The organism is Streptomyces sp. NPDC057654, assembly GCF_042800135.1.
In the GTDB taxonomy this organism is placed as follows: Bacteria; Actinomycetota; Actinomycetes; order Streptomycetales; family Streptomycetaceae; genus Streptomyces.
On the sequence record NZ_JBHVHQ010000888.1, the window covers coordinates 1 to 3,485 of the forward strand.

Below are 3,485 nucleotides of genomic sequence, written 5' to 3' on the forward strand. Positions count from 1 at the left end.
GCCACCGTGGCGGTGGGCGGGCGGTCCCGGTACTCCGACGGCGGCGGGGCCGTCTGACGCGCCGGGGGCCCTGGTGCGGGCGCGGGGGGAGCCATCGCAGCCTCCAATTCGTTTGCGACCAAATCGTTTGAGCCCAAACAAAATAAGCGACCCTCTTCGAGGCGGTCAACCCTCTTCCCCGGCGGCGGCTCGCGGCTATCATTTGGCCCCAAACATCATGCCGGAGGCGCACGCGCCCGGCACACAAGACCCAGCAGACCCACAAGACGCAGCGGACACAGGAGAGATCGCCTATGCCGGACAGCGACGAGCGACCAGACGAGGCGCATGACAACGGGCACGCCGACGACCAGCACGCCGACGGCCACGGCGCGTGGCTGCGCCGGGCGGAGCGGTGGACTCCGCCCACCCGCCACCGCGTCGCGGGCACGGACGAGGACGGCTCGGGCGCGTCGTTCCGCGTCGTCTCCCCGCGCGACGGCCGCGAGTTGGCGGTCGTCGCGGACGCCGGGGAGCGGGAGGTCGACCGCGCGGTGGCCGCCGCCCGCCGCGCCTTCGACACCGGCCCCTGGCCCCGCCTGTCCCCCGCCGACCGCGGCCGGGCCCTGCTCCGCCTCGCCGACCTGCTCGAAGAGCACCGGAGCGAACTCGCCCTGGCCATCAGCCTGGAGAACGGCAAGCCGGTCGGCGAGGCGTACGGGATCGAGCTGCGCGCCGTCATCGCCACGTTCCGCTGGTACGGGCAGCTCGCGGACAAGCTGCGCGACGAGTCCCCGCACACGGACCCCGGCGCGCTCGCGCTCGTCACCCGTGAGCCCTCCGGCGTCGTCGGCGCGGTCGTCCCCTGGAACTTCCCCCTCTCGCTCGCCGCCTGGAAGCTCGCCCCCGCCCTCGCCGCCGGCTGTACGGCCGTGCTCAAGCCGTCCGAGCTGACCCCGCTGTCCGCGCTGCTCCTCGGCCGGCTCGCGGACGAGTCGGGGCTGCCGCCGGGCGTGCTCAACGTCGTCGCGGGCGACGGGCCCACGGCGGGGCGCGCCCTCGGCCTGCACCCGGACGTGGACGTCCTCGCCTTCACCGGCTCGACGGCCGTGGGGCGCCACTTCCTGCGCTACGCCGCCGACTCCAACCTCAAACGCGTCTGGCTGGAGCTCGGCGGCAAGTCGCCGAACATCGTGCTGCCCGACGCGCCCGATCTGGCGGCCGCGGCCGCCACCGCCGCCTGGGGGATCTTCTTCAACCAGGGCGAGATGTGCACGGCCCCCTCCCGGCTGCTGGTGCACTCCTCGATCGCGGAGCAGGTCGTGGACACGGTCGTCGAGCGCGCCCGCGCGCTGCGCGTCGGCGACCCGCTGGACCCGGCGACGGAGATGGGCGCGGTGGCGGGCGAGGCCAGGGCCGAGGCGGTGCTCGGGCATGTACGGGCGGGGCAGGAGGCGGGTGCGGCGCTGCGTACGGGCGGCGTCCGCCTGGAGCGCGTACCGGGCGGCAGTTATCTGGCGCCGACGGTCTTCGACCGGGTGACGCCGGACATGCGCCTCGCGCGGGAAGAGATCTTCGGCCCGGTGCTGTCCGTTCTCGCCTTCGACACGGAGGAGGAGGCGGTGGCGCTGGCCAACGACACCGAGTACGGCCTCGCCGCGGGGCTGTGGACCGCGGACCTCGGCACCGCCCACCGCCTCTCGCGCGCCCTGCGCGCGGGCACGGTCTGGGTCAACTGCTACGAGGAGGGCGACCTTTCGGTACCCTTCGGCGGCTACAAGCAGTCGGGCAACGGGCGGGACAAGTCCGTGCACGCGCTGGAGAAGTACACCGAACTCAAGACCGTCTGGATCCAGTGGTGACCGCCGCGGACGGCGGTCGTCCCCGCCCTCTCATCGCGCTCCCCCAGCGCTTCTCCGCCTCGGCGTCGGCGCTGCGGTACGGAGCCGTGGTGACCGCGCGGGCGCTGTCGGCGGCCGTGCTGCGCGCGGGCGGCGAGCCGTTCATGATGCACCCCGGCCCGCCGGAGGAGGCCGCCGAGCGGCTGGCCCGCTGCGACGGCGTGCTGCTGCCGGGCGGCGGCGACGTGGCGCCGCACCTGTACGACTCCGGGGCCGAGGTGCACGACCGGGTCTACGACGTGGACGCGGAGCAGGACGCCTTCGACTTCGCGGTGGCGCGGCACGCGCTGGCGGGCGGGCTGCCGCTGCTGGCCGTATGCCGCGGGCTCCAGGTCGTCAATGTCGCGCTGGGCGGGACGCTCCGCCAGGACATGGGCGGCGAGCGGGCCGACCACCGGCACCGCGTGCACCGGGTCGCACTGACGGCGGGTTCGGTAGTGGCGTCGGCGATGAACGCCCGGGAGGTAGAGGTGTCGTGTTATCACCACCAGTGCGCGGACCGGCTGGGCGAGGGCCTCACGGTCACCGGCCGCGCCGAGGACGGCACGGTGGAGGCCCTCGAACTGCCGGGCCGCCGCGCCTGGTTCGCGGCGATCCAGTGGCACCCCGAGGACACGGCCCTCACGGACCCCGCCCAACAGGGCCTGTTCGACGCCTTGGTCGCGGCCTCCCGCGACCACCTGCCCACCGCTGCCGCTGCCGCCGGGAGGCAGCCCTGACGGGCGGGCCGGGGGCCGAGCCGAGCCGCTCAGCCCCGCGCAGGCCGCCGCCCGCTGCGCCGCGGGCGCGGGTCGGCTCCGTCGAGGAGGGCGAGGCGCCGCTCCTCGCCGTGCTCCTCCGTCTGCGTCACGATCTTCCGCAGCAGGTCGGCGAGTGTGCCGCACTCCTTGTCGGTGAGCCGCTCGGCGACGAAGACCTCCTCGGCGTTGAAGGCGGGGAAGACCTCGGCCATCAGCTCCTCGCCCTTGTCCGTCAGCCGCAGCAGCACCAGGCGTCCGTCGGAGGGGTGGCCGCTGCGTTCGAGCAGGCCGCGGTTCTGGAGGGTGCGGGAGACGCCCGTCAGGGTGCCCTTGGAGATGCCCGCCTCCTCCGCCACGTGGCGGGTCTCCATCTCGCCCCAGATCCATACGACCCACAGCACGACGAACGAGGTCCAGGTCAGTTCGGCCCCGCGCAGCACGGAGTTCTCGAAGTGCTGGCGGACCGCCGCGGCGGCGCGGTAGATGTTCGCCACCGCGACCATCTGCTCGTGCCGGATCGGCGTGTCGCCCAGCTTGGCCTGTACGGCCTTCTCGGTCTCCCGGATCGAACGGTGCACCGTCACGTCGTGTTCTCCCGCATCTCTCGCCGCCTCCCGCGAACCCCGCCGGGCCCCCGGCACATCGCCGCCGGGTCGCGTCCGCTCCCGTACGGCCGTTGCCGTTCGCGACCCTTACGGACTCAAACGATAACCCGCGCCGTCCGCGCGGTCCCGTTCTCCCCCTCTGTCCTGATCCGCCGCCTTCGCCCTGCCCCGGCGCGCCCGCCGGTCCGTCCCCGAACCACCATCTCGCGCAAGGGAGTCGTTCCCCATGAACCAGCACACCGAGCCCCGGCCGCCCGTCC

Annotated in this window: 3 protein-coding genes; 2 read left to right on the forward strand and 1 reads right to left on the reverse strand. The window is 74.1% G+C overall.

Annotation, left to right across the window (positions count from 1 at the left end; translation table 11 throughout):
• Positions 1–293: 293 nt before the first annotated feature.
• Together ACFU99_RS37735 and ACFU99_RS37740 are read left to right on the forward strand one after the other, a co-directional pair.
• Complete coding sequence (locus ACFU99_RS37735; RefSeq protein ID WP_384401432.1) at positions 294–1,841, forward strand: aldehyde dehydrogenase; 1,548 nt, start codon at positions 294–296, stop codon at positions 1,839–1,841.
• A complete protein-coding gene (locus ACFU99_RS37740) occupies positions 1,838–2,599 on the forward strand; it encodes a gamma-glutamyl-gamma-aminobutyrate hydrolase family protein (RefSeq protein ID WP_384401434.1) in 762 nt (253 codons plus the stop codon). Before ACFU99_RS37735 ends, ACFU99_RS37740 begins: the two co-directional genes overlap by 4 nt.
• A 29-nt stretch (positions 2,600–2,628) precedes the next feature.
• Here the strand turns inward: ACFU99_RS37740 and ACFU99_RS37745 are convergent, their stop codons facing one another.
• Positions 2,629–3,204, reverse strand: a complete 576-nt coding sequence (locus tag ACFU99_RS37745) for a MarR family winged helix-turn-helix transcriptional regulator (protein WP_384401437.1) — start codon at positions 3,202–3,204, stop codon at positions 2,629–2,631.
• Between the last annotated feature and the right edge of the window lie 281 nt (positions 3,205–3,485).